This is a genomic window from Phyllobacterium sp. T2-21, assembly GCF_055378485.1.
On record NZ_AP027912.1, the window covers coordinates 2,249,461 to 2,272,047 of the forward strand.

The 22,587-nt window shown below is 60.0% G+C and carries 22 protein-coding genes; 16 read left to right on the plus strand and 6 right to left on the minus strand.

All coding sequences use genetic code 11. From position 1 onward, the window contains the following. Nucleotides 1-94: 94 nt before the first annotated feature. Together rocD and rocF are read right to left on the minus strand one after the other, a co-directional pair. On the minus strand, nt 95-1,303 hold the full coding sequence (gene rocD / locus ACZ5FP_RS11270; protein WP_464663245.1) for an ornithine--oxo-acid transaminase: 1,209 nt from the start codon (nt 1,301-1,303) through the stop codon (nt 95-97). Between the two features lie 28 nt (nt 1,304-1,331). Further along, a complete protein-coding gene (rocF, locus tag ACZ5FP_RS11275; protein WP_374042729.1) occupies nt 1,332-2,315 on the minus strand; it encodes an arginase in 984 nt (327 codons plus the stop codon). A 176-nt stretch (nt 2,316-2,491) separates the two neighbouring features. On the opposite strand from rocF, the gene ACZ5FP_RS11280 reads away from it, so the two are divergent. The 6 genes from ACZ5FP_RS11280 (at nt 2,492) to ACZ5FP_RS11305 (ending at nt 8,600) form a co-directional block, all read left to right on the plus strand. After that, nucleotides 2,492-2,917, plus strand: coding sequence for an Lrp/AsnC family transcriptional regulator (locus ACZ5FP_RS11280; protein ID WP_105732917.1), 426 nt, complete (start codon nt 2,492-2,494; stop codon nt 2,915-2,917). 29 nt (nt 2,918-2,946) lie between these two features. Then, nucleotides 2,947-4,341, plus strand: a complete 1,395-nt coding sequence (pabB, locus tag ACZ5FP_RS11285) for an aminodeoxychorismate synthase component I (protein ID WP_464660182.1) — start codon at nt 2,947-2,949, stop codon at nt 4,339-4,341. After that, the gene (locus ACZ5FP_RS11290) at nt 4,338-4,928 is read left to right on the plus strand and encodes an anthranilate synthase component II (protein WP_464660184.1); all 591 of its coding nucleotides are present in this window, start codon (nt 4,338-4,340) and stop codon (nt 4,926-4,928) included. The genes pabB and ACZ5FP_RS11290 overlap by 4 nt, the downstream gene beginning before the upstream one ends. Before the next feature lie 150 nt (nt 4,929-5,078). Then, the gene (locus ACZ5FP_RS11295) at nt 5,079-6,527 is read left to right on the plus strand and encodes an aldehyde dehydrogenase family protein (protein WP_464660186.1); all 1,449 of its coding nucleotides are present in this window, start codon (nt 5,079-5,081) and stop codon (nt 6,525-6,527) included. Between the two features lie 148 nt (nt 6,528-6,675). Beyond that, complete coding sequence (gene mgtE, locus ACZ5FP_RS11300) at nt 6,676-8,088, plus strand: magnesium transporter (RefSeq protein ID WP_223615051.1); 1,413 nt, start codon at nt 6,676-6,678, stop codon at nt 8,086-8,088. Between the two features lie 125 nt (nt 8,089-8,213). Beyond that, a complete protein-coding gene (locus tag ACZ5FP_RS11305; RefSeq protein ID WP_105733149.1) occupies nt 8,214-8,600 on the plus strand; it encodes a MerR family transcriptional regulator in 387 nt (128 codons plus the stop codon). Between the two features lie 181 nt (nt 8,601-8,781). Here the strand turns inward: ACZ5FP_RS11305 and ACZ5FP_RS11310 are convergent, their stop codons facing one another. Further along, the gene (locus tag ACZ5FP_RS11310; RefSeq protein WP_464660189.1) at nt 8,782-9,756 is read right to left on the minus strand and encodes a heparan-alpha-glucosaminide N-acetyltransferase; all 975 of its coding nucleotides are present in this window, start codon (nt 9,754-9,756) and stop codon (nt 8,782-8,784) included. Nucleotides 9,757-9,970: 214 nt separating this feature from the next. Between ACZ5FP_RS11310 and ACZ5FP_RS11315 the strand changes: the two genes are divergently transcribed. After that, the gene (locus ACZ5FP_RS11315; protein WP_403173723.1) at nt 9,971-11,170 is read left to right on the plus strand and encodes an MFS transporter; all 1,200 of its coding nucleotides are present in this window, start codon (nt 9,971-9,973) and stop codon (nt 11,168-11,170) included. Here ACZ5FP_RS11315 and ACZ5FP_RS11320 read toward each other — a convergent pair. Continuing rightward, nucleotides 11,165-11,884: a DUF599 domain-containing protein gene (locus ACZ5FP_RS11320; protein WP_464660191.1), complete on the minus strand. Its 720-nt coding sequence runs from the start codon at nt 11,882-11,884 to the stop codon at nt 11,165-11,167. The genes ACZ5FP_RS11315 and ACZ5FP_RS11320 overlap by 6 nt on opposite strands. A gap of 88 nt (nt 11,885-11,972) precedes the next feature. On the opposite strand from ACZ5FP_RS11320, the gene ACZ5FP_RS11325 reads away from it, so the two are divergent. From ACZ5FP_RS11325 to ACZ5FP_RS11340, 4 genes are all read left to right on the plus strand, one after another. Then, complete coding sequence (locus ACZ5FP_RS11325; RefSeq protein WP_464663348.1) at nt 11,973-12,281, plus strand: hypothetical protein; 309 nt, start codon at nt 11,973-11,975, stop codon at nt 12,279-12,281. Between the two features lie 187 nt (nt 12,282-12,468). Beyond that, a complete protein-coding gene (locus tag ACZ5FP_RS11330) occupies nt 12,469-13,869 on the plus strand; it encodes an L-serine ammonia-lyase (RefSeq protein ID WP_464660193.1) in 1,401 nt (466 codons plus the stop codon). A gap of 155 nt (nt 13,870-14,024) precedes the next feature. After that, nucleotides 14,025-15,554, plus strand: a complete 1,530-nt coding sequence (locus tag ACZ5FP_RS11335) for a nucleobase:cation symporter-2 family protein (protein WP_464660195.1) — start codon at nt 14,025-14,027, stop codon at nt 15,552-15,554. 103 nt (nt 15,555-15,657) lie between these two features. After that, on the plus strand, nt 15,658-16,092 hold the full coding sequence (locus ACZ5FP_RS11340; protein ID WP_105732907.1) for a DUF1489 family protein: 435 nt from the start codon (nt 15,658-15,660) through the stop codon (nt 16,090-16,092). A 10-nt stretch (nt 16,093-16,102) separates the two neighbouring features. Here ACZ5FP_RS11340 and ACZ5FP_RS11345 read toward each other — a convergent pair whose 3' ends face one another. Together ACZ5FP_RS11345 and ACZ5FP_RS11350 are read right to left on the minus strand one after the other, a co-directional pair. Next, nucleotides 16,103-16,372 (minus strand): hypothetical protein, encoded by a 270-nt coding sequence (locus tag ACZ5FP_RS11345; RefSeq protein ID WP_464660197.1) that lies wholly within the window; start codon nt 16,370-16,372, stop codon nt 16,103-16,105. 48 nt (nt 16,373-16,420) lie between these two features. Next, a complete protein-coding gene (locus tag ACZ5FP_RS11350) occupies nt 16,421-17,881 on the minus strand; it encodes an SPOR domain-containing protein (RefSeq protein WP_464663247.1) in 1,461 nt (486 codons plus the stop codon). A gap of 173 nt (nt 17,882-18,054) precedes the next feature. On the opposite strand from ACZ5FP_RS11350, the gene ACZ5FP_RS11355 reads away from it, so the two are divergent. The 5 genes from ACZ5FP_RS11355 to ACZ5FP_RS11375 all read left to right on the plus strand — a co-directional run bounded on the left by ACZ5FP_RS11355 (nt 18,055) and on the right by ACZ5FP_RS11375 (nt 22,580). Then, entirely contained in the window at nt 18,055-18,387 is a 333-nt protein-coding gene (locus ACZ5FP_RS11355) for a phasin family protein (protein WP_464660199.1), read from the plus strand. Nucleotides 18,388-18,573: 186 nt separating this feature from the next. Next, the gene (clpS, locus tag ACZ5FP_RS11360) at nt 18,574-18,927 is read left to right on the plus strand and encodes an ATP-dependent Clp protease adapter ClpS (protein ID WP_105733146.1); all 354 of its coding nucleotides are present in this window, start codon (nt 18,574-18,576) and stop codon (nt 18,925-18,927) included. 6 nt (nt 18,928-18,933) lie between these two features. Further along, nucleotides 18,934-21,408, plus strand: coding sequence for an ATP-dependent Clp protease ATP-binding subunit ClpA (gene clpA / locus ACZ5FP_RS11365; RefSeq protein WP_464660200.1), 2,475 nt, complete (start codon nt 18,934-18,936; stop codon nt 21,406-21,408). Nucleotides 21,409-21,474: 66 nt separating this feature from the next. Continuing rightward, nucleotides 21,475-22,233: an AzlC family ABC transporter permease gene (locus ACZ5FP_RS11370; RefSeq protein WP_464660201.1), complete on the plus strand. Its 759-nt coding sequence runs from the start codon at nt 21,475-21,477 to the stop codon at nt 22,231-22,233. After that, nucleotides 22,230-22,580, plus strand: a complete 351-nt coding sequence (locus ACZ5FP_RS11375) for an AzlD domain-containing protein (RefSeq protein WP_464660203.1) — start codon at nt 22,230-22,232, stop codon at nt 22,578-22,580. Before ACZ5FP_RS11370 ends, ACZ5FP_RS11375 begins: the two co-directional genes overlap by 4 nt. Nucleotides 22,581-22,587 lie beyond the last annotated feature (7 nt).

Consider the following 22,587-nt stretch of genomic DNA (forward strand, 5'->3'; position numbering starts at 1 on the left):
TTGAAGATTAATTGAAATAGCTGTGAAAGCTGATCTCCCCCCTTGTGGGGGAGATGGGCGGCAGCCCAGAGGGGGGTGTTGAACCCCCTAGGCCTCAATTCATGCTGGTCAGCACTTCGTTGAACTGTTCCAGCGCCCAATCGATCTGATCGCGCTTGATCACCAGTGGCGGCGCGATGCGGATCGTATCGCCATGGGTGTCCTTGGCGAGGATGCCGCGTTCCTTCAGCTCGTAGCAGAAGCGGTTGGCGCCACCGGCTTCCGGACGCAGCTCGATGGCCAGCATCAGGCCGCGGCCGCGCACTTCACGCACGATATTGCTGCGGATACCCTTGAGCTGCTGCAGGAAATACTCGCCCTCGATGCGCGAATTCTCGATCATGTTCTCTTCGGTCAGAACACGCAGCGCGGCGCGGGCGATGGCGCAGGCCAGCGGATTGCCGCCGAACGTGCTGCCGTGCTGGCCGGGTTTCAGAACCCCGAGTACATCGCTGTTCGACAGCACGGCCGAGACCGGATAGAAGCCGCCTGAGAGCGCCTTGCCGATCAGCGTCACGTCGGCCTCTATCGCCTCATGCTCTTCCGCCAAAAGGGCGCCGGTGCGGCCGAGGCCGGTCTGGATTTCATCGAGGATCAGCGTGATGTTGTTCTGCGTGCAGAGCGCGCGCACCTTGGAGAAATAGCCTTTCGGCGGGATTTTCACGCCGGCCTCGCCCTGGATGGGCTCGACAAGGAACGCCACGGTATTGGGCGTCAATGCCGCCGCAAAGGCATCGATATCGCCGAAGGGAACGACCTTGAAGCCCGGCGCAAAGGGGCCGAAATTCTCGCGGGCGGACGGGTCCGTGCTGAACCCGACGATCCCCATGGTGCGGCCGTGGAAATTATCGGAACAGACGATGATCTCGGCGGCATTCTCCGGCACGCCCTTGACCTCGTAGCCCCATTTGCGCACGGCCTTGATGGCGGTCTCGACGGCTTCGGCACCGCTGTTCATCGGCAGGATCTTGTGCGAGCCGGTGAGGCTTGCCAGCTCTTCGTAGAACAGGGCCAGCTGATCGTTGCGGAAGGCGCGCGACGTCAGCGTCAGCTTTGACGCCTGCTCGGTCATGGCTGCCAGGATCTTGGGATGGCAATGGCCCTGGTTGACGGCGGAATAGGCTGAAAGACAGTCGAGATAGCGGTTCCCATCGATATCCCAGACATGCACGCCTTCGCCGCGCGACAGAACCACATCAAGCGGCTTGTAGTTGTGAGCGCCAAGACGGGACTCGGTCGAAATCAGTTGGGCGGCTGTTTGCAGCAAAATATCCTCCTATTTGCCAATTTTCTTATACGTTGAGCGCCGTGGTGCTCTGGTCTGAAACGGCGGGCCGTTCATAAATCTGCCGGCCGAACAGGCTGGCGACGAGATCGACGAGCAGCATGGCGCTCTTGCCGCGATCATCGAGGAACGGATTGAGCTCGACGATGTCGAGCGAGCCGACAACGCCGGAATCATGCAGCATTTCCATCACGAGATGGGCTTCGCGGTAGGTGGCGCCGCCGGGAACCGTCGTGCCGACACCCGGCGCAAGCGACGGATCGATGAAATCCACGTCGAAGCTGACATGCAGGATGCCATTGGCCTTCTGCACCCGCTCGATGATGCGGCGCATCAGCTTGGCCACGCCGAACTCGTCGATCTGGCGCATGTCGATGACGTCGATGCCGCGTTCGCGCAGGAGCTTGCGCTCGACCGTGTCGATGGAGCGGATGCCGAAGAGATGCAGGTTTTCCGGCTTGATCAGGCCGTGCGGCTCGTCGCCGAACACGCCTTCAAGGCCAGGCTCGTTGCACAGGAGCGCTGCGGACATGCCGTGCATGTTGCCGGACGGCGAGGTTGCCGGGGTGTTGAAATCGGAATGCGCGTCGAGCCAGAGCACGAACAGTTCGCGGTTGTTTTCCTGGCAGTAGCGGGCGATGCCGCCGACCGAGCCCATGGACAGCGAATGGTCACCGCCCAGAATGACCGGAAAACTGCCGTCCTTCATCGCCTCATAGGTTTCAACGCAGAGCATGCGCGACCATGCGGCGATCTTTTCGATGTGATGGGCAAGGCCGGTGACGGGCGCAACGGCTGGCAGGGTCTGCGGCAGGCGAAGATCGCCATGATCGTCGACCGGATGGCCCATCTCTTCCAAAGTGCGGATGAGACCGGCGGTGCGCAGCGCTGCCGGGCCCATCAGGGCGCCGAGACGACCGGCACCTTCCTCGATGGGCGCGCCGACGATCATCAATTTCTGTTTGGGGTCGTTCTCAAAGTTGCTGAGCATGTTCATCAACAAGCGCCACTTTCGCGTTTGAATGGTCAATCAAATGAAGCCGGGGGATTCACCGGCGCAGCCAGTATACTGCCACCCCGAGACGGTGACAAATAGACAGCATCCTGATAGAAATGCGCTACTTAATGCGCAGTTTGCGCATCTCAATTGTACAAACTGGAACAGACATGGATGATCTTGACCGCCGCCTCTTGTCGCTGCTGCGCGATGACTGCCGCATGCCCGTCTCGTCGATGGCAACGCTGCTCGGCATTTCGCGCGCCACCGTGCGGGCCCGCGTCGACAAGCTGACGACCGATGGCACCATCCAGGGTTTTACCGTGACGCTGAAGGCGGGTGCCGGCGTTTATGGCGTTCGCGCCATCGCCATGATCGAAGTGGCCGGGCAGGGCGCGGAAAAGGTTATCCGCCGCCTGCAGGGCTTTCCCGAAATCCGCGCGCTGCATACCACCAACGGCCGCTGGGATATTGTTGCGGAGATCGAGGTGGAGACGCTGGAGGCGTTCGATCACACCCTGCGCGACATCAGGCATATTGACGGAATCACCCTGACCGAGACAAGTATACTTCTTTCCACCCGCAAGAGCGGGTAACGCCATCGTTCGGGAAAGGCTGACAACGGATGTACATCCGTGAAATCCCCTGGCTGGAACCAGTCGATGCTGCCGAACGCCTGAAGCCGTTCGGCGGGCTGAGCTTTCTTGACAGTGCCATGCGGCACGACCAGCTTGGCCGCTATTCCTATGTGGCGGCCGATCCCTTCGGCACGCTGGCGGTCCGGGATGGTGCGGCCAGCTGGAACGATCAGCCACTGGATCTCGGCCCGCTGGAGGCTCTTTCCCACTATCTCAAACGTTTCCGCCTCGACGATCAGGCTGGCCTTCCGCCATTCCATGGCGGGGCCATCGGCTATTTCTCCTATGAATTCGGGCGGTTGCTGGAAAATCTTCCAGAACCGCGCAAACAGTCGCAGGGCGATGTGCCCGACGCCATCTGGCATTTCCATGATGTCGTGCTTGCCTTCGATCACCTGACGCAACGGGTCTGGCTCGTCTCGTCCGGTTTGCCCGAACAGGCGGATGAAAGGCGTGCTGCCGAACGCGCTCATGTCTTTCTCGCGGCGCTTGAAAAGCCGGTGAACACGCCAGACTCCACGCGGCCACGTGTTGCGCGCAATATCTGGCAATCCAATTTCACGCGCGAAGCCTATATGCAGGCGGTGGCGAAAGTCGTCGAATACATTCTCGATGGCGATATTTTCCAGGCCAATATCGCGCAACGCTTTATCGCCGATCTTCCCGAAAACTATCCCGTCTGGGCCTTCTACAAGGCGCTGCGCCAGCGCAATGCCGCGACATTTGCCGCCTATCTGGAGCACGATGATCTGGTCATCGCGTCGAGTTCGCCGGAGCGGTTTCTTTCCGTTCGGGGCCGGGACGTGCAGACACGGCCGATCAAGGGCACGGTGCCGCGCTCGGCCGACCCGGATACCGACCGGCGGCATGCGGAGACCTTGCTCGCCTCGGAAAAGGATCGCGCCGAAAACCTGATGATCGTCGATCTGATGCGCAATGATCTGTCGCGGGTCTGCAATCCCCATTCCGTGCTCACGCCCGTGCTGTGCGGGCTGGAATCCTATGCCAGCGTGCATCATCTGGTGTCGGTCGTCACCGGGCGTCTGGCGGACGAAAAATCACTGCCGGACCTGATCCGCGCGGCTTTTCCCGGGGGCTCCATCACCGGTGCGCCCAAACTGCGGGCAATGGAAATCATCACCGAGATGGAACAGGTCGCGCGCGGTGTCTATTGCGGCTCGATCGGCTTTTTCGGTTTCAACGGCAATATGGACACCAACATCGCCATCCGCACCGTGCTGTTCCAGGGCGGCAAGGCGGTGTTCCAGGCGGGCGGCGGCATCACGGCGCTCTCCGATCCCGCAGCGGAGTATCAGGAGACGCTGGACAAGGCGGCGCGGATTTTCGATGTGTTCGATATGGCCGGAGATGCCGGCTCATGATCCTTATCATCGACAATTACGACTCCTTCGTTTTCACCGTGGCGCGCTATTTTGCCGAGCTCGGCGAGGAAACACGCGTCGTGCGCAACGACGCAATCACCGTTGCCGACATCGAAGCGCTGCAACCCGCGGCTCTGGTCATCTCGCCGGGTCCCTGCGGACCCCATGAAGCGGGGCAGTCGCTCGCCATCATCGAAGCTTTCAGCGGCAGCATTCCCATTCTTGGCATTTGCCTTGGCCACCAGTGTATCGGCGAAGCTTTTGGAGGTGCGGTGCTGCGGGCGCAGGAACCCATGCATGGCCGCTCGTCCCTGATCCAGCATGACGGAACGGGCGTTTTCAAGGGATTGCCGAGCCCGTTCAAGGCGGGGCGCTACCATTCGCTGATTGTCGTTGCGGACGAGGACAATGCGTCGCTCACCGTAACAGCCCGCTCCGACAGGGGCGAGATCATGGGGCTTGCCCACCGGAAGCACCCGACATTCGGGGTGCAGTTCCATCCAGAGTCGGTGCTGACGGAATATGGCCACGCCATGCTCGGCAATTTCCTGCGCATCGGGCGTGCCTTCCACCACCGCAGGAAATGACGATCAGACGCCAGCGCGCCGCTATTTTCGCCTCTTTGTTCGATATTCCTGTTGGCTGCCGGTCCATTCATCCGCTACACCAACAGTCCAACGGATGCACATCCGCCCCTGAACCAACCCAATCCGACAGCACCAGGCAGGAGACCAACCATGCTTCGCAAGACCGATTTCTATATCAATGGAAAATGGACCGCTCCGGCCGTGGCAAAGGATCTTGATGTCATCAATCCTGCCGATGAGCAGCCATTCGCCGTCATTTCAATGGGCTCGGCCGCCGATGTCGATGCCGCCGTTGCCGCCGCACGCAAGGCATTCGCCACCTGGAGCCTGACAAGCCGCGAGGAGCGCATTGCCTGGCTCGAGCGCCTGACCGCCGTCTACGAGACGCGCATCAATGACATGGCGCAGGCCATCTCTTCCGAAATGGGCGCACCGATCAAGATGGCGCTGGAAGAGCAGGCAGCCTCGGGCACCGGCCACCTCAAGGCATTCATGCGGGCGCTGAAGAGTTTTGAGTTCGAACGTCCGCTCGACGAGCACAACCCCAATGTGCGGATCGCCTATGAGCCCATCGGCGTCTGCGGCCTGATCACGCCGTGGAACTGGCCGATGAACCAGGTTGTGCTGAAAGTCGTGCCTGCCATCGCCGCCGGTTGCACCGTGGTGCTGAAGCCCTCGGAAATCGCGCCGATTTCGTCGGTGGTTTTTGCTGAAATCATCGATGCATCGGGCCTTCCCGCCGGTGTGTTCAACATGGTCAATGGCGATGGTCCGTCCGTGGGTGCTGTCATGTCCGCGCATCCGGGCATCGACATGATGTCCTTCACCGGCTCGACCCGTGCCGGCATTGCCGTGACCAAGGCTGCTGCCGATACGGTCAAGCGCGTATCGCTGGAACTCGGCGGCAAGTCGCCCAACATCGTTTTCGCCGACAGCGATGTCGAAGCGGCGGTAACGCGCGGCGTCCTGCACGTGTTCAACAACACGGGCCAGTCCTGCAATGCGCCGACGCGCATGCTGGTCGAGCGCTCGGTCTATGACAAGGCAACTGAGGTGGCCGCTGCCACGGCGAAGGCGACCGTTGTCGGTGATCCTGCGCAGGACGGCGATCATATGGGGCCGCTCGTCTCCGAGGCGCAGTTCAACAAGGTGCAGGGCCTGATAGAGCAGGGCATCAAGGAAGGCGCACGCCTGATCGCCGGTGGCACCGGCCGCCCGGAAGGCTTCAATCGCGGCTATTTCGTCCGTCCCACGGTGTTTGCCGATGTGAACAATGAGATGACGATTGCCCGTGAGGAAATCTTTGGGCCGGTACTGGCAATGATCCCGTTCGATACGGAAGAAGAAGCCGTCGAAATCGCCAACGATACGCCATACGGTCTTGCCGCCTACATCCAGTCGGGCGATCGCGAGCGGATCAAGCGTGTATCGAAACAGCTGCGTGCGGGCATGGTGCGGATCAACGGCGCGTCGCACAAGGCGGACGCCCCGTTCGGCGGCTACAAGCAGTCCGGCATCGGCCGCGAAGGCGGTCACTGGGGGCTGGAGGACTTCCTTGAGGTCAAGGCCATCAGCGGCTGGGAAGACAGCGCCGCCTGACCCGGCTGCGCCGCGCACACGATCCCGCAGGGGGAATAACCTTCTGAATTGACGCATAATCCCCGGAGAAATCGATTTGGATTTCGGGGGTTATGCGTTAACTGACACTGTATGGTGCAAGTCGTGTCGGGAAGGCAGGTGCGGATCGATGGACGAAACGGAAACATTGCCTCCGCCCGCCGATGACGAGCGGGACGTCGACATCTACGGCGAAGACGGTGCCGTCCGCTCGTCCTATCTCGCCCGTGTCGGCGCCGCCATTGCGGATCGTGATGTTCTGTTCCTGCGTTCCCATGTCGGCAAACTGCACCAGTCCGAGCTGGGCCACGTTCTTGAAGCGCTGCAATCGGAGCAGCGCGCGGCCCTCGTTGAACTGCTTGGCGATGAATTTGATTTTGCCGCGCTGACCGAAGTCGACGAGGCCGTGCGCCTCGAAATCGTCGATGCCATGCCGAATCAGCAGATCGCTGAAGCGGTTCAGGACCTGGATTCCGACGATGCCGTCTACATCCTGGAGGATCTCGACCAGGAAGACCGCGACGAGATTCTGGCGCAGCTGCCGTTCACCGAGCGCGTGCGCCTGCGCCGTTCGCTCGGCTATCCGGAAGAAACCGCCGGACGCCGCATGCAGACGGAGTTCGTCGCCGTGCCGCCGTTCTGGACCGTTGGCCAGACCATCGACTACATGCGCAACAATGCCGACCTGCCGGAATCCTTCTCGCAGATTTTCGTCATCGATCCGATGTTCCGGCTGCTCGGCGCCATCGATCTCGACCGCATCCTGCGCGCCGGCCGCGACAGCAAGATCGACGAGATCATGCACGAGACGCGCCATGCCATTCCCGCGACGATGGACCAGGAAGAGGCGGCGCAGATTTTCGAGCAGTACGACCTGCTGTCCGCCGCCGTTGTCGACGAGAATGAACGGCTTGTCGGCGTGCTGACCATCGAGAACATTGTCGACGTCATTCAGGAAGAGGCCGAGGAGGACATCATGCGCCTCGGCGGCGTCGGCGACGAAGAACTGTCCGACTCCGTTCTCTCCACATCGCGCTCGCGCACGCCCTGGCTGGTCGTCAACCTGTTCACGGCGTTTCTCTCCGCCTCCATCATCGGGCTGTTTGACGGCACCATCCAGCAGATGGTGGCGCTGGCGGTGCTGATGCCCATCGTTGCCTCGATGGGCGGCAATGCGGCGACCCAGACCATGACTGTGACCGTGCGCGCGCTGGCGACACGCGACATGGATATCTACAATGCGGGCCGCATCATCCGGCGCGAGGCCTCGGTCGGCTTGATCAATGGCATGGTGTTCGCCGTGCTGATCGGCATGGTTGCCGGCTTCTGGTTCCACAATGCCGAACTTGGCGGGATCATCGCCTCGGCCATGATCATCAACATGATGGCCGCTGCGCTCGGCGGTATTCTGATTCCCCTGCTGCTCGACAAGTTCGGGGCCGATCCCGCCATTTCGTCGGCTGTCTTTGTCACCACCGTGACCGATGTAGTCGGGTTTTTCTCGTTCCTGGGACTGGCAACCTGGTGGTTCGGACTGGCCTGACAGCTGATTTCCCGGCATTTGAGACTAACGTTCATTTATGCTAACAAAGGTACAATTGACTTTTACGTAATTGCGTGGCCAAACATCCATGTGAAATAGTAAGAAAAATCAGAGCAATGTCTGTCATGCGCGAATATTATTCCATTACTGAGCTGACGCGGGAGTTCGGCGTTTCCACCCGGACATTGCGCTTCTATGAGGATGAGGGGCTGATCCACCCCGTCCGTCGCGGGCGGACACGCCTGTTCCGGCCATCGGACCGGCATCTGCTCAAGCAGATCCTGCGCGGCAAGCGGCTCGGTTTTTCCATCGCGGAAATCCACGAGATCGTGCAGATGTACCGCGAGCCGCCGGGGGAAATGGGTCAACTGCACCTGTTGATGAAGCGCGTCGAGGAAAAGCGCGGCGACCTGCGCCAGAAGCGCCGTGACATCGAGGAAACCCTGGCCGAACTCGATCAGGTTGAAGAAGCCTGCATCGAACGGCTGGCGGAACTGGGCGTTAATACCTGAGGGCTGGTAATGTCCTTCTGCATGGTTCGTGCTGTGTGGTTCGACAAGCTCACCATGAGGGTGGTGGGTTGGCTGCATGCCAATCGCGAACGTCGCGGAATAAGGCTCCCCGCAACACTCAACCTTCCTCATGGTGAGCTTGTCGAACCACGCGCACTGCAACTGCCGATGAAAATTTCAATCAGGGCTGCATCGCTTCCTGCGTGCACATGCCGGTGATATCCTGTATCTGCGGGTCATTGTCCTGGTTGCGCTTGCCCGTATAGACATCATCGAAAATCTTCTGGGTCTCCAGCTGACCCACCGTGCAGGTGCAAAAACGTTCGCAGAACGCCCTGTCATTATCCATCGAGCAGCTACGGGTGCATTCCCGGTCGAAAACCTCGTGCGGTGTAAGCGTGGCTGGTGGAAACACCTGCGCGATCAGGAAAACGCAGCTGATCAGCACCGGTTGATGGATCAGATAGAACGCCAGGCTGTGCTGGCCGATGAACCGCAATCCCCGGTCGAGCCAGGCTGGACGGATGGTTCCGGCGAAAATGCGCATCCGGTCGAGGTGCAGCAATGTCTTGGCGAGGGCCATGCCCGCCAGGACCGGGCCGAACCACGGGAAAATGGGCACGTAATCATTGGAGCGGATGGGCATTTCCGACAGGCCGAGCGGCCAGAGCGCCGGTGCGTCGAATGCAGCGGAGGTCAGGTAATGCGGCGCGGCGATAACGGCCGCGGCGGCGACGGCGATGACAATGGCGGGAAGGCGCAGAAACAACAGGCCGAGCACGCTGGCGGCGGCAATCTCATGCAGGATGCCGAAGAACACAAAACTGTCCGGCGTGATGTACCGGGTGACGAGGGTGATGGCGAGGGATGCCGCAACGATCTGCGCCAGGCGGATGCCGAAAGAGCGCCAGCGGATACCGTTGCGATGGGCCAGCACGAGGCTGAAACCGACAAGCACCAGAAAGGTCGAGGCAATGATGCGGGCATAAAGCTTCCACGCCCCATGGCTCGTGGTGCCAGGCTCCATGTAGCCAAAAAACTCGAAATCCCAGCCCGTGTGATAGGTCGCCATGGCAATGAGCGCGAAACCGCGCAGCACATCAAGCCTGCCGAGACGGGATTTGGCGGGCGGGGCAAGCGTCTCGGTCTGGCTCATGCGGGAATCTCGATGATTGCAACTCCTGACAGGCTAGGGGAGTTACAACACAAAATCCATGTGTTTCCGGCACGCATCACGGCTGATATTTCGCACTTGTTTCAAAGGTTTCTGCGAAACAGACATATAATGTCGCTTGATTGACTGCTATCCATGGTTTCGCGCTCCAATGTCAGGGGGCGCTCGAATCAGCATTTCCCCGATAGCCAAGCCAGTGATCAATCAAGTTCGCCATCCCATCTGGATCAGCACGGCCAAACGTCCGACAGCCCGGGTGTTTGCGATCCTGTTTGGCATCGAGTCGATGGCCCGGGCGATCATCACCAGCGTGGTGCCGATCCAGACCTACGACCTGCTGCAGAGCGAACGCAGCGTCAGCATCCTCTACACCTGCATGTCGATGCTGGGGCTGATGGTCACCCTGTCGATTCCGCTGCTGATCGTCCGCATCCCGCGCCGCTGGGTTTATACGGCCGGCGCCACCTCGCTGATCCTGGGCTGCTGCGCCTTCGCGCTCGACACGGTGCCGGGGCAGGCGGCGGGGCTGTTCCTGCGCACGTTCGGGGCAGGCGCACTGTCCATCACGCTCAGCCTCTACATCATGGACCATATCAAGAAGGGCGAACTCGTGCGCGCCGAGTCCGTGCGCATGGCGACGGCGACCTTTGCCTGGACGGCCGGGCCGTTCCTCGGCGTCTTTCTCTACAGTACCATCGGCATGATCGCACCGTTCCTGTTGTCGATCGGCTTTTCCCTGCTGCTTCTCACGCTGTTCTGGTATTTTCGCCTCAGCGACAATCCCGCCCTGCAGAAGGGGCCGAGCCGGGCGGCCAATCCGATTGCCAATGTCCGGCGGTTTGTCGCTCAGCCACGTCTGCGGCTCGCCTGGCTCATCGCGTTTTCGCGGTCGTGCTACTGGAGCACGTTCTTCGTCTACGGGCCGATCCTGATGGTGGCGACGGGCCAGGGCAAGCTGGCGGGCGGCCTGCTCGTCTCCCTCGGCAACCTGTTCCTGCTGGGATCGATCCTGTGGGGCAAGGTCGGCATGGCCAAGGGGCTGATGCGGACGATATCAGGCGTTTTCATCCTTCTGGCCATTGCGCTGGCCGGAGCCGGGCTGGCGGGTGAGAAATTTCCGATGATCGCGGCGCTCATGCTGCTTGCCGGGGCGTTTTTCTGCGTTGCGCTGGATACGTTGGCCTCGACCACCTTCATTCGCGCGGTTCACCCGCACGAGCGGGCGCAGATGACCTCGGTCTACCGGACCTATCTCGATTTTTCCGAGCTCCTTCCGGCATTCTTCTATTCGATCATCCTGACATTCTTCAGCCTTGGCGCGATCTTCATCGCCCTGGGCACGCTGATGGTGTTCACCGCCGTCGTCGTCTGGCGCTATCTGCCGCGCAGCCTATGAATCCGCATTGGCATTGTTGCGCATTAGCGCATCGCGGGCATTGGAGAAGAACTGACGGCGCAACAACACAACCGCCACAAGGCTCGTCGTGATCATGAACAGCAGCGGATCGAGAAACCATCCGAGATAGCCGATGGAAAAGAAGATGCCGCGCAGTCCGCTGTTGAAGTGCTGGCCGGCCAGGATGTTGATCTCCGCCGCCCGGTTGACGCTGACAATGACCTGCGGATCATCCGGCGCCTTGTCGCGCGCCATGGGCACGCCGCCAATCAGGATCGAGCAGTAGTTGAACAGCCGGTAAGCCCAGGCGAATTTGAAAAAGGCATAGGCGAAGAGCACCAGCAGGCCGAGAACCTTGGTTTCAAACAGCCGCTCGGTTGTCTCGCCGAGGAACGGGATATCGTGGAACAGCGTGACCACCCGGCCGGATGAATTCAGCAGGCCGAAACAGCCGCCGATGGCGAGAATCGACGTTGACGCAAAAAAGCCGGTGCCCTGCTGCAGGCCGATCATGATGCTGGTGTCGATCATGCGCAGTTCACGGCTCGACATTGTGGTCATCCATTGCCGCCGGGCGAGATTCATTTCCGATGTCAGCGAGCGCCGGTTGAGAAATCCCTTGTCCGTGGTGCGCGAATAGAGCACCCACACGCCAAAGAAATAGACAAGGGCCAGCGCATCGAGCCAGTAGGACATAAAGCGTGCGGGTTCCATGCGGGCTCTCTCGGTGTGAGACAAAGACGTGCACAAACACATGACTCAGTTTGCAGATTCACTCAACACGAATTTACCCCAATCGTAAATGGCGCAGCGCGCTGAAGCTTTCTTTAACACATTGAAATCATTGAAGTCATGCGGCGGGCTCAACGCAGCCATGCGCCGCGCCGCCCTGATTTCGCCATCTTTGGCGTTGCGAAGGACGGCATGGACGGATATACCCGCGTTCCCAGGGAGGGAGCGTTTCGACAGAATCGTGTCCTTCCGAGAGCAACAGGGAAATACAAAATTCATGGACGATAGCGTTCAAAAGTCCTGCTGGGGCATCACCGCCTGGGCAGTTGTCGGTTTCGCAGTGATCATGCTGGTGACCTATCTCATCGCGATGCACTGATAAAAAATCAGGCTCCAGTCCAGTTGAGCCGGAATAAATTTCTGATGGAGGGGTGCAGTGCGTCTGCACCCTTTTTCTTTGGTCCGGCATGTCGTAGAAACACAACGCTAGGTCGGTGGCTGGCTTCGGCTTATGCCTTTGAGCAGCCATTATAGCGCGATGCAATTTCACCATTTGAGGTAGCCGGATGTTCCTGTCGGTTTTCGATCTTTATAAAATCGGCATTGGTCCTTCGAGTTCCCATACGATGGGCCCGATGACCGCCGGCAGCCTGTTCCTCGAAGAATTGAAGAACGGGCAATGGCCACGCCCGACCGGCGTGAAGGTGGATCGCCTGCGCGTGCATCTGCATGGATCGCTGGCGTTCACGGGCATTGGTCATGCGACTGACCGGGCGGTGATCCTTGGCCTCTGCGGCCTTCTGCCCGCCACGGTCGATCCCAACCAGATGGATGCGCTGCTTGAGACCGTCAAACAGGAAAAACGTATTCGCCCCGAGGGGCATCCCGCCTACCGCTTCGATCCGGCAACCGATCTGATCATGGACCGCAGGACACCGCTGCCGGGGCATGCCAACGGCATGGCTTTCGAAGCCTATGATGCGGATGAACGCCTGCTTCTGCGCCGCATCTTCTATTCGATCGGCGGCGGCTTCGTCGTCACCGAGGAAGAGCTGGAAAGCGCGAAGACCCGCACTGCACCAAAACCCGAACATCCCGTGCCGTTCCCGTTCAAGAACGCGGCCCAGATGCTGGCCATGAGCGCGGAGAGCGGGCTCTCCATCGCGGAAATGAAACGCCGCAACGAAGAAGTCTTCATGAGCCGGGATGAGCTCAACGCCGGTCTTGATCGCATCTGGTCGGCCATGCGCTCCTGCATCGATCGCGGGCTGGAGCAGGAAGGCATCATGCCGGGCGGCCTCAAGGTCAAGCGCCGCGCCCGTTATCTGCACGACCGCCTGCAGGAGGAATGGCGGCAGAACCGCATGAATCCGCTGCTGGCCAATGACTGGCTGTCCGTCTACGCCATGGCGGTGAACGAGGAGAACGCTGCGGGCGGACGCGTCGTCACTGCGCCAACCAATGGCGCTGCGGGCGTGGTTCCCGCCGTGCTGCGCTACTACCTGCATTTCCATGACGATGCCGATGCCGATGGCATTCGCGATTTCCTGCTGACATCGGCGGCCATTGGCGGCGTCATCAAGCACAATGCCTCGATATCAGGCGCCGAGGTCGGTTGTCAGGGCGAGGTGGGCTCTGCCTCGGCCATGGCGGCGGCCGGGCTCGCTGCCGTTATGGGCGGCAATGCCGCGCAGATCGAGAATGCGGCTGAGATTGCGCTCGAGCACCATCTCGGCATGACCTGCGACCCCGTGGCCGGTCTCGTCCAGGTGCCCTGCATCGAGCGCAATGCGCTGGGCGCGGTCAAGGCGGTGACGGCCGCATCCCTGGCGATCAAGGGGGATGGCACGCATTTCGTGCCGCTCGACGCCTGCATCGAAACCATGCGCCAGACCGGCAATGACATGAACGAACGCTACAAGGAAACCAGCCTTGGCGGTCTTGCGGTCAATGTCGTGGAGTGCTGAGATTGATTGAACCGGCGCGTGCAATACCCGCACGCAGCCGAAAACACTTTCAATAAATCAGATACAGTCAAATCCCAAAAAGCTGCCATAGTTTTCGTCCCGCCCGATCAGCAATGTTTGGTTGGGCTGCATAAAGGTATTGGGAGGACACTACCTTGGCATCACGATTGAATGAAAATACGCCAGAGGACCGTCCGGAGGACGAGAATCTGGGGCTGGCGGCCAATATGGCCTATGGCTTTCAGCATGTTCTGACCATGTATGGCGGCATCATTGCCGTTCCGCTGATCCTTGGCCAGGCGGCAGGGCTGTCATCGAACGACATCGGCCTTTTGATCACCGCGTCGCTGTTTGCCGGAGGGCTGGCGACAATCCTGCAGACGATGGGCCTGCCCTTTTTCGGCTGCCGTTTGCCGCTCGTTCAGGGCGTGTCGTTTTCCGGCGTGGCGACCATGGTCGCCATCACAGGCAATGGCGGCATCGAGGCGGTGCTGGGCGCCGTCATGGTCGCCTCGTTCATCGGCCTGCTGATCACGCCGGTCTTTTCCAGGATTACCCGGTTTTTCCCGCCATTGGTCACCGGGATCGTCATCACCACCATCGGCTTGACCCTGATGCCGGTTGCCGCGCGCTGGGCGATGGGCGGCAACAGCAGGGCGCCGGATTTCGGCAGCATGGCCAATATCGAGCTGGCAGCGGTGACCCTTGTCATCGTGCTTTTGCTCAGCAAGGTCGGCAGTGCCCGCATTTCACGGCTGTCGATCCTGCTGGCCATCGTCATCGGCACCCTGATTGCGCTGGCACTGGGCATGACCGACTTCTCCAAAGTGAGCGAAGGGCCGTTCATCGCCCTGCCGACGATCTTTCAATGGGGGTATCCGACCTTCCAGGTGGCAGCCATCATTTCCATGTTCATCGTGATCATGGTCACGCTGGTCGAAACATCGGCCGACATTCTGGCGGTTGGTGAGATCATCGAGACCAAGGTGGACTCGCGCCGTCTCGGCGATGGTCTGCGCGCCGACATGCTGTCGAGCCTGATCGCGCCGGTGTTCGGCTCATTCACGCAGAGCGCCTTTGCCCAGAATGTCGGGCTGGTTGCGGTGACCGGGATCAAGAGCCGCTATGTGGTGGCGACGGGCGGCGTGTTTCTCGTCGCCCTGGGTCTGCTGCCCGTCATGGGACGCATCGTTGCGGCGGTGCCGAGCGCCGTCCTTGGCGGCGCGGGGCTCGTGCTCTTCGGAACCGTGGCTGCCAGCGGCATCCGCACGCTGTCCAAGGTCGACTATGCCAACAACATGAACCTCATCATCGTCGCAACGTCGCTGGGGTTCGGCATGATCCCGATTGCATCGCCGAATTTTTACGATCATTTCCCCACATGGTTCGCCACGATCTTCCATTCCGGCATCAGCTCGGCTGCACTCATGGCGATTGCGCTGAACATCGTGTTCAACCATCTGACCGCGGGCAATTCGGACCAGCAGTCGGTCTTCGTCGCCGGTACCGAGCGGGTGCTGCGCTATCAGGACATCGCGCAATTGCATGACGGCGACTATTTCCTCAACGGCAAGCTCTATGATGCCAAGGGCGTCGAGGTGCCGGTCGTTGCGGCGGACGCTCATGCCCCGGCGGTCAAACGGCAATCGGGCGGCGGGGCGGCCATACCCGCAACCGGTCACTGAGACTTTCACCGGCGGGCGGCATCGCCATGCTTCCCGCCGGCGCCTTGTGGAGAACCCGCCGGTTTCGGTTGACCTTGCCGCCTGAAAGCGTCAAATCTCCTGCATGGCTCTCAATCTCGTCAAACTTTGTGTCGGCTGCACTGCGATCGAAGATCTCGCGGCGTGGATCGATTTTCGCCTGGATGAGCGCAGGCGTGCCGGACTGTCGCCCGAACAGTTCCATACGACGCGCATGGTTCCCAAGCGCGTCGAGGAATTGCTGGCCGGTGGATCGCTTTACTGGGTTATCAAGGGCAACATCCAATGCCGCCAGATACTGACGGACATTCGCACCTTCACCGATGATGAGGGGATTTCACGCTGCCATCTGGTGCTGGATCCGCGCATCATCGCGACGGAATGGCAGCCGCGGCGGGCGTTCCAGGGCTGGCGCTATCTGACAAGCGAGGATGCACCGGCTGATGAGGGGCAGGGCAAGGGCCGGGCCAAACTGCCGCCGGAACTGCGCAACGAACTGGCGTCGCTGGGGCTGCTCTAGACCCGAATCTTCAGGAAACCTTGAGGCGGACTGCGGTAACACCATTGTGACCGGCGGTGCGGATGTGCAAGCGCACGGCAGGCATGGCCGCGCGGCGCGTTCTCGCCGCCTGGCACAGCAGCACGTTCACCAGGTCCATCGTCTTGAACGCTGCGTTGCCGCGCCGCAGATCGGCAAGGCGCTGCGCCGCCTGCTGCAACGCGTGCATACCGCCAAAGAGCGACCGGGATTCCTTGCCGGCAGCACCGGCAGATCCATGGAAATCATTGACACTCGACATTCGCAAAACCCTCAACTCTGTACAAACTGGGTCTTTCAGATCACTGCCTTACGATTGGGGCGCAATTGCAAAGCAGTGGTAGTTTTGACGCTTCAGTGCAGTGCAGGCATTGTTTGCAGCCTTGGCTGAGGCAATGCCGGCAAAGCGGGCGCGGTAATAGGTTGCCGAACCCTTCTGGAATTTTTCGGTGTAGGGCGACAGGGTGGCAAGCGAGCCGCCGACTTCTGATGCCGCACGGGCCAGGATCGCCTTGGCTTCGTCGGCACTGCCCATCGAGCCGATCTGCACCATCCAGCCGCTGGCCGTACCCTTGTCCGACGCCGAAGCGGTGGTGACCGGATCGACCTCGGCCTCATCGTCGGATTCGGCTGCCGCAGCACGTGCGGTCGGGGTCGGAACGGTCAGGATCTGCGCGGCTGGCGACTGGGCCGGGGCGGAGGCATAGGCCGTCACGACATTGCTGGTTTTCGCAACAACTTCGGCACGCTGTGTCGGCATCGGCGCATCGTCGTCTTCAGGCAGTTCGACGGCTGCAACCTGAACCTTGCTGTTCTTGCGCGAGGCCAGCAGATTGCCGCCGTCACGGCGCGAGGCGCCGGGCAGGTACTGTTCGATCAGCTTGGCCATCTGCGCATCGCGGGCGCCGCCGCTGGTGCCGCCCATCACGACCGCAACCATCTTCTTGCCGTCGACATTCACCGACGAAACGAGGTTGAAGCCGGAATCGCGGGTATAGCCGGTCTTGATGCCGTCGACACCGCGCACCTTGCCGAGCAGGCGGTTGTGACCGGCGATGCGGCGGCCGCGATAGCTGAAGCTGCGGGTGGAGAAATAATCATAATATTGCGGGAAATGCTCGCGCAGGGCGATGCCAAGCAGGGCAAGGTCGCGCGCCGACGAGCGCTGCTGCGGATTGGGCAGGCCCGAGGCGTTGCGGAAGGTGGTGTTGCGCATGCCGAGCTGGCGCGCCTTGTTGGTCATCATCTGGGCAAAGCGCTGTTCCGAACCGCCGAGATATTCGCCGATGGCCGTCGCCGAGTCGTTGGCCGATTTGGTGATGACGGAGAGAATGGCCGCTTCCGCGCTGATGGTCTGGCCGGGCTTGAAGCCGATCTTTGTCGGCGGCTGGCCGGCGGCATAGGCGGAAACGGGAATGGGTGTCGACTTCGAGACCTTTCCGGCTTCCATCGCTTCAAACAGCATGTACAGCGTCATCATCTTGGTGAGGGACGCGGGAAAGCGCTGGGCATCGGCATTGGACGAGTAGAGCGTCTTGCCGGTGTTGGCATCCACCACGATGGCCGATGCCTTCGAGGATGCTTCTGCCCTGGGTGTCTGTGTCAGGCCTATTCCGGAAGCGAGCGCCAAAGCCAGGAATGTATGGGTAAGTCTGGTAAAAAGTCTGGAACCTTGGCGGGCTGGATAAAGCACAATCAACACCTGCTCATACTGAAGCGTATATGGAATTTGACTGACGTAATGTTTCGTCAGGTACGGATCGTCGAACATTACCCGCAACAGCGTTACCAAACTGTTTATGGTAACCGGAATGTTCACGAATTCCGCGGCATTGCGTTGTTTAAAATTGTCGGAAATTATTGCGATGCACAAAAAAATTGACTTTTTGTGCAGTGCACACTAAATACGGCTACGCAGAAATTTAATCCATGGAAGGATTTATCATGGCCAGCCCATTCGAAACTCTGAGTGAATCCAGCAAGGAATTCGTCAACAACTCGATGAAGAGCGTTTCGGTCCTGTCGCAGGGTTTGCAGACAATCGCCAATGAAGCGGCTGAATATTCGAAGAAGTCCTTCGAAGACGGCACGGCACTTGTTGAAAAGCTCGGCACGACCAAGTCGGTCGAACAGCTCTACGAAGCGCACACCGCATTCTCCAAGAAGGCCTATGAAGCCTTTGTTGCCCAGGCGACCAAATTCGGCGAACTCTATGCCGACCTCGCCAAGGAAGCCTACAAGCCCTACGAGGCGGCAGTTGCCAAGGTTACCAAATAAATCCAGCCTTATTGGCGGCTTGCGAAAGGTCCGGTTGCGCGTGCAACCGGACTTTTTTTATTTGCGCGCCCGAAAACGGGCCGAGTGATATTGCATGCTTTGTGAGAGGGCTTAAAATCAGCGCGTTGCGACCTACATAGAATGCACAGGGCAACACATGACCACCAAATGCGGGTATTGGAAGAGATGAAGCGGTTTGCACCAACAATGCAAGATGAAGACAAAGGCAGCGGCAATGGCCCCGGCCGGGGAACGGCTGTCATCACACGTACCAAGCCTAAGCTGAAGAAGCCGAGTCTTTACCGGGTGTTGCTCCTGAATGACGATTACACCCCCATGGAATTCGTCATTCATGTTCTGGAACGCTTTTTCCAGAAAAACAAAGAAGATGCCACACGCATCATGCTTCATGTGCATAATCATGGAGTCGGAGAGTGCGGCGTCTTTACCTATGAGGTCGCGGAGTCCAAGATGACCCAAGTCATGGACTATGCGCGGCAAAACCAACATCCGCTACAATGCGTGATGGAGAAAAAGTGAGGTTTCATGCCATCTTTCTCACCTAGTCTGGAGCGGGCCCTCCATCAGGCGCTGACAATCGCGAACGAGCATCATCATGAATATGCGACGCTGGAGCATCTGCTCCTCGCGCTCATCGATGATCAGGACGCGAGCAGTGTCATGCGCGCCTGCAATGTTGACCTCGCACAGCTGACCCGCACGGTGACCGACTATGTCGATCACGAACTGGACAACCTTGTCACCGGGTATGACGAGGATTCAAAACCAACTGCCGCGTTTCAGCGCGTCATCCAGCGCGCCGTTATTCACGTTCAATCCTCCAACCGTGAAGAAGTCACCGGCGCCAACGTTCTCGTCGCTATTTTCGCCGAGCGGGAAAGCCATGCGGCGTTCTTCCTGCAGGAACAGCAGATGACCCGTTACGACGCGGTCAACTACATCTCCCATGGCATCTCGAAGCGCCCCGGCGCATCCGAGCCGCGTACCCCGCTGGGTACGGAGAGCAACAATGAAGAAAACCACGCTTCCGAGTCGGAAGAGGGTGCAACGAAGAAGAAGCAGGACGCGCTGACGGCCTACTGCAACAATCTAAACGACCGCGCGAAAGCCGGCAAGATCGATCCGCTGATCGGCCGCGATCAGGAAATCAACCGGACGATCCAGATTCTGTGCCGCCGTTCCAAGAACAACCCGCTCTATGTCGGTGATCCAGGCGTGGGCAAGACAGCCATCGCTGAAGGTCTTGCCAAACGGATCGTCGAAGGCAAGGTGCCGTCGGTCTTGGCCGACGCCACGGTGTTTTCGCTCGATATGGGCACATTGCTGGCCGGAACACGCTATCGCGGTGATTTCGAAGAGCGTCTGAAGCAGGTCATCAAGGAACTCGAAGAGTTTCCGGGTGCGATCCTGTTCATCGATGAGATTCACACGATCATCGGTGCCGGAGCCACGTCGGGCGGCGCAATGGATGCGTCGAACCTTCTGAAGCCGGCCTTGTCGTCCGGTGCCATCCGCTGCATCGGCTCGACGACGTACAAGGAATTCCGCCAGTTCTTCGAGAAGGACAGGGCGCTTGTCCGGCGTTTCCAGAAGATCGACGTCAATGAGCCGTCCATCCCGGATGCCATCGAGATCATGAAGGGTCTTCGCCCGTATTTCGAGGACTTCCACAAGGTCAAGTACACGGTGGAAGCGATCAAATCGGCGGTGGAACTGTCGGCGCGCTATATCAACGACCGCAAATTGCCCGACAAGGCAATCGATGTGATCGACGAGACAGGTGCCAGCCAGATGCTGCTGCCGGAAGGAAAGCGCAAGAAGTCCATCGGCGTGAAGGAAATCGAGGCAACCATTGCCACGATGGCCCGCATCCCGCCGAAGACGGTGTCCAAGGATGACGAAGCGGTTCTGTCCAATCTCGAGGCCGAACTGAAGCGCGTCGTCTACGGCCAGGATCTGGCAATCGAAGCTCTGTCCTCCTCGATCAAGCTGGCTCGTGCCGGCCTGCGCGAACCGGAGAAGCCGATCGGCTCCTACCTGTTCTCGGGCCCGACCGGCGTCGGCAAGACCGAAGTTGCCAAGCAGCTGGCTCTGTCGCTCGGCGTGGAACTCCTGCGTTTCGACATGTCGGAATATATGGAGCGTCATACGGTTTCGCGTCTGCTCGGTGCACCTCCCGGCTATGTCGGTTTCGACCAGGGCGGTCTTCTGACCGATGGCGTCGATCAGCATCCGCATTGCGTGCTGCTGCTCGATGAAATCGAAAAGGCCCATCCGGATCTGTTCAACATCCTGTTGCAGGTCATGGATCACGGCAAGCTGACGGATCACAACGGCAAGCAGATCGATTTCCGCAATGTCATCCTGATCATGACAACCAATGCGGGTGCGTCCGATGCTGCACGTTCGGCCATCGGCTTCGGCTCCTCGCGTCGTGAAGGCGATGACATGGAAGCGATCAACCGGCTGTTCACGCCGGAGTTCCGCAACCGTCTCGATGCCATCATTCCGTTCGGTCCGCTACCGATCCCGGTCATCCATCAGGTGGTCCAGAAATTCGTCATCCAGCTTGAGGCACAGCTTGCCGATCGCGGCGTGACGTTTGATCTGAAGTCTGAGGCAATCGCCTGGCTGGCCGAAAAGGGTTACGACGACCGTATGGGCGCCCGTCCGCTCGGCCGCGTCATTCAGGAGCACATCAAGAAGCCGCTGGCGGACGAAGTGCTGTTTGGCAGGTTGAAGAAGGGCGGTACCGTTGTCGTCTCGGTTGCCGAGAAGGCCGATGGTTCCAAGGGTCTCGTGCTTGACTATATCGCCGACGAAGTGGCGGTGAAGCCGAAGCAGGAAATCGCTGTCGAGAAAAAGCCGGTGGCGAAGAAGAAGCCTGCACCGAAGAAGCCGATACTTGAAAAAGTGACGGCCGGTCCTTCCATCGCCGACGAGCCAACGCCGCCATCGCGCGGCAAGGCATCGGTGCCCAAGGTGCCGCGCAAGAAGTAACGAAAAGGCCGCCTCCGGGCGGCCTTTTTCTTGCTGGCACGGCAGGATCGGGCTATCGGTTGAATCATGGGCGATTCCGAATTTCCTTCATCACAGACGCCGGCAGACGACACCGTGAGAACGCGGTTCTCCTGGTTTCTGTCCGGCATGGCGATGATCTTCAGCATCCCGGCCTTCATTCTGATGACGGCGCATGTGGGCTTTGCCGGTTTTGCCAGCGAGAATGGCGTGTCGCTGCTGCAGGCAACCTTCATGGTCGCGACAATCTGGGCGCTTCCGGCCAATATCGTCCTGATCGGCGCAATTTCCGGCGGTTATTCGCTGATAGGGGCGGCGGTTGCGGTCACCCTGTCGTCGATCCGTCTCATGCCGATGGTCGCCGCCTTCATCCCGGAAATGCGCGGGCCGAAGACGCGCAGGATCACGCTGCTTTTCCTGTCGCATTTCATTGCCGTCACCGCCTGGGTCATGGGCATGGAGCGATTCCGCCACATTCCGCGCGATATGCGCGTCAGCTATTTCGCCGGGCTCGGCATCACGCTGACCGTGACCAACTCGCTCGTGGTGGCACTGGTCTATTTTCTGTCGACGGACTTTCCGCCGATTGTTTTCGCCGCGCTGTTCTTCCTGACGCCAATGTATTTCCTGACGTCGCTGTGGGGATCGGCGCGCGACCGGTCGGTTCACGTGGCCATGGTATCGGGCCTCGCGCTGTTCCCGCTCATTCATCACCTGGCACCGGCCTATGATCTGCTGCTGACGGGCTTTGCCGGCGGCGCGGTGACGATGGGCTATGTGCGGTGGGCGAGGGGGCGCGCAGCATGACCTGGCATAGCCTGACCGACTGGTGGTGGCCCTATCTCTTCATCCTGCTGGCGGGCTGGCTGCCCACGGATATCTGGCGCTATCTGGGTGTGCTCATCGGCGGCCGCGTGCGCGAGGATTCCGACGCGCTCATTGCGGTGCGTGCCGTTGCAACGGCGCTCGTCGCGGGTGTCATCGCCCAGCTCATTCTCTATCCCAGCGGGGCGCTGGCCGAGTCCTCGGTGTTCCTGCGCATTGGTGCCGCTGCTGTCGGGTTTCTGGCCTATCTGCGCCTGGGTCGCCATGTGATCGTCAGTGTGATCGCGGCGGAGATCGTCTTGATAATCGGGCTTTTTCTCCATTTTTAGCTTTGAT

What these genes read in the sequence shown, in the direction of transcription:
- ACZ5FP_RS11375 (WP_464660203.1), top strand. Translation starts at nt 22,230, where the DNA reads ATGACCTGGCATAGCCTGACCGACTGGTGGTGGCCCTATCTCTTCATC.
- ACZ5FP_RS11350 (WP_464663247.1), bottom strand. Translation starts at nt 17,881, where the DNA reads ATGTTCGACGATCCGTACCTGACGAAACATTACGTCAGTCAAATTCCA.
- ACZ5FP_RS11280 (WP_105732917.1), top strand. Translation starts at nt 2,492, where the DNA reads ATGGATGATCTTGACCGCCGCCTCTTGTCGCTGCTGCGCGATGACTGC.
- ACZ5FP_RS11330 (WP_464660193.1), top strand. Translation starts at nt 12,469, where the DNA reads ATGTTCCTGTCGGTTTTCGATCTTTATAAAATCGGCATTGGTCCTTCG.
- ACZ5FP_RS11340 (WP_105732907.1), top strand. Translation starts at nt 15,658, where the DNA reads ATGGCTCTCAATCTCGTCAAACTTTGTGTCGGCTGCACTGCGATCGAA.
- ACZ5FP_RS11355 (WP_464660199.1), top strand. Translation starts at nt 18,055, where the DNA reads ATGGCCAGCCCATTCGAAACTCTGAGTGAATCCAGCAAGGAATTCGTC.
- clpA (WP_464660200.1), top strand. Translation starts at nt 18,934, where the DNA reads ATGCCATCTTTCTCACCTAGTCTGGAGCGGGCCCTCCATCAGGCGCTG.
- ACZ5FP_RS11290 (WP_464660184.1), top strand. Translation starts at nt 4,338, where the DNA reads ATGATCCTTATCATCGACAATTACGACTCCTTCGTTTTCACCGTGGCG.
- ACZ5FP_RS11320 (WP_464660191.1), bottom strand. Translation starts at nt 11,884, where the DNA reads ATGGAACCCGCACGCTTTATGTCCTACTGGCTCGATGCGCTGGCCCTT.
- ACZ5FP_RS11305 (WP_105733149.1), top strand. Translation starts at nt 8,214, where the DNA reads ATGCGCGAATATTATTCCATTACTGAGCTGACGCGGGAGTTCGGCGTT.
- ACZ5FP_RS11295 (WP_464660186.1), top strand. Translation starts at nt 5,079, where the DNA reads ATGCTTCGCAAGACCGATTTCTATATCAATGGAAAATGGACCGCTCCG.
- ACZ5FP_RS11345 (WP_464660197.1), bottom strand. Translation starts at nt 16,372, where the DNA reads ATGTCGAGTGTCAATGATTTCCATGGATCTGCCGGTGCTGCCGGCAAG.
- mgtE (WP_223615051.1), top strand. Translation starts at nt 6,676, where the DNA reads ATGGACGAAACGGAAACATTGCCTCCGCCCGCCGATGACGAGCGGGAC.
- ACZ5FP_RS11325 (WP_464663348.1), top strand. Translation starts at nt 11,973, where the DNA reads ATGGCGCAGCGCGCTGAAGCTTTCTTTAACACATTGAAATCATTGAAG.
- pabB (WP_464660182.1), top strand. Translation starts at nt 2,947, where the DNA reads ATGTACATCCGTGAAATCCCCTGGCTGGAACCAGTCGATGCTGCCGAA.
- clpS (WP_105733146.1), top strand. Translation starts at nt 18,574, where the DNA reads ATGAAGCGGTTTGCACCAACAATGCAAGATGAAGACAAAGGCAGCGGC.
- ACZ5FP_RS11370 (WP_464660201.1), top strand. Translation starts at nt 21,475, where the DNA reads ATGGGCGATTCCGAATTTCCTTCATCACAGACGCCGGCAGACGACACC.
- rocF (WP_374042729.1), bottom strand. Translation starts at nt 2,315, where the DNA reads ATGCTCAGCAACTTTGAGAACGACCCCAAACAGAAATTGATGATCGTC.
- ACZ5FP_RS11310 (WP_464660189.1), bottom strand. Translation starts at nt 9,756, where the DNA reads ATGAGCCAGACCGAGACGCTTGCCCCGCCCGCCAAATCCCGTCTCGGC.